The sequence below is a fragment of the Kitasatospora sp. NPDC004799 genome, assembly GCF_040609095.1.
In the GTDB taxonomy this organism is placed as follows: Bacteria; Actinomycetota; Actinomycetes; order Streptomycetales; family Streptomycetaceae; genus Kitasatospora.
Window position 1 is genome coordinate 1 of sequence record NZ_JBEXJK010000773.1, and the last position, 1,584, is coordinate 1,584.

General features: G+C 78.6%; 1 protein-coding gene and 1 pseudogene. One reads left to right on the forward strand and one right to left on the reverse strand.

Features of this window, described 5'->3' with window-relative positions; all coding sequences use genetic code 11:
• Positions 1 to 151 precede the first annotated feature (151 nt).
• Positions 152 to 1,306 carry a winged helix DNA-binding domain-containing protein gene (locus ABZW03_RS40700; protein ID WP_355269894.1) on the forward strand — a complete coding sequence of 385 codons (1,155 nt, stop codon included), beginning with the start codon at positions 152 to 154 and terminating at the stop codon, positions 1,304 to 1,306.
• A gap of 13 nt (positions 1,307 to 1,319) precedes the next feature.
• Here the strand turns inward: ABZW03_RS40700 and ABZW03_RS40705 are convergent.
• Positions 1,320 to 1,584 (reverse strand): annotated as a pseudogene (locus tag ABZW03_RS40705) (hypothetical protein); the annotation flags it as partial.

Genomic DNA, 1,584 nt, shown 5'->3' on the forward strand with positions numbered 1-1,584 from the left:
GAAGGCGCTCGGCGACGCGCTGAAGGCCATCTCGGCGGAGAGCGGGAGCGCGGCCTCCGGCACGCCCGCCGCGCGGAGGAAGTCCTCGGCCACCCAGGTGACGGTGGTGCCGGGCGGGGCATGCCGCCCACGCCCGGCTCGCACGCCGGTGATCGGGGATGCGGAGCGTCGGGCCAGGCTGGGGCGGCGGCAGTCGCTGGCGCCGTCGGTGCGGGCGGCGCGGGTGGAGGACGTGGCCGACGCGGTGGTCGGGCTGCACGCGACGGACGCGGCCACGGTGTACCTGTCGGCCTGCGCGCGGCTGGCGGAGCCCTCGGCGGCGGAGGTGGACCGGGCGCTGTACGAGGACGTCTCGCTGGTGAAGCTGCTGTCGATGCGGCGGACGCTCTTCGCGGTGACGGAGGGCTTCGCCCCGTACGTGAGCTCGGCGGCGGCGCGGGCGATCGCGGCGAAGGAGCGGGCGACGCTGCTGAAGCACCTGCGGGACCACGCCGAGGGCTGGGACGAGGCCCGGCTGGCGGCGACGGAGCGCGAGGTGCTGGCCGCGCTGGCCGGGCGCGGCGAGGCGACGACCAAGGAACTCGCCGAGGACGTACCGCAGTTGCGCGAGACGATGCTGATGTCGCCGGGCAAGCCGTACGAGGCGAGGCAGAGCGTGGGCAGCCGGCTGCTGCGGCTGCTGGCCTCGGACGGGCACGTGCGCCGCTGCCGTCCGCGCGGTTCGTGGCTGAGCAGCAGCTACCCGTGGGCGCCGGTGCCGCAGTGGCCGGAGGTGCCGGTGCGGGAGGCGAAGGCCGAGGTGGTGCGGCGCTGGCTGGCGGCGTACGGGCCGGCGACGGTCGAGGACGTGAAGTGGTGGACGGGCTGGACGCTGGGGGACGTCCGCCGGGCGCTGGCGGACCTCGGGGCGCTGGACGTGGCGCTGGCCGGCGGGGTGCCCGCCGTGGTGCTGCCGGGGGACGGGGCGCCGGTGGCGGAGCCGGAGCCGTGGGCGGCGCTGCTGCCCGCGCTGGACCCGGCGGTGATGGGCTGGCGCGGGCGGGACTGGTACCTGCGGCCGGAGGACGTGCCGGCGCTGTTCGACCGGGCGGGCAACGCCGGGCCGACGGTCTGGTGGTGCGGCGAGGTGGTGGGCGGCTGGGCGCAGCGGGCCGACGGCGAGGTGGTGTGGCGGCTGTTCCGGGACCTCGGCGCGGAGGCGGAGCGGGCCGTCGCGGCGGAGGCGGAGCGGCTGGCGGGCTGGCTGGGGGAGGTGCGGGTGACGCCGCGGTTCCGTACGCCGCTGGAGAAGCAGCTCCGGGGTTAGCTCCGGGGTCGGCTCAGGGGCTGAGCGCGCCGGGCGTGGCCGGCCGGTCGGCCACGCCGGTGGCGCTGGGCAGGGCGGTGGGCCTGGTGGGCTCGATCTGGCTGGGCTTGGGGGCGGGGCTGGGCTGTTCCGGCGTGGCCGTGGGCCTGGGGCTCGGCGCCTGCGGGACGGAGCTGGTCGGCCCGGGGGCGGGTTGCCCGGTGGCCGTGGTGGCGGGTGCGTGGCCGGGCGGCGTGGCCGGGGCCGGGTGGGCGTCGGCGGGTTCGCCGCCGGTGGCC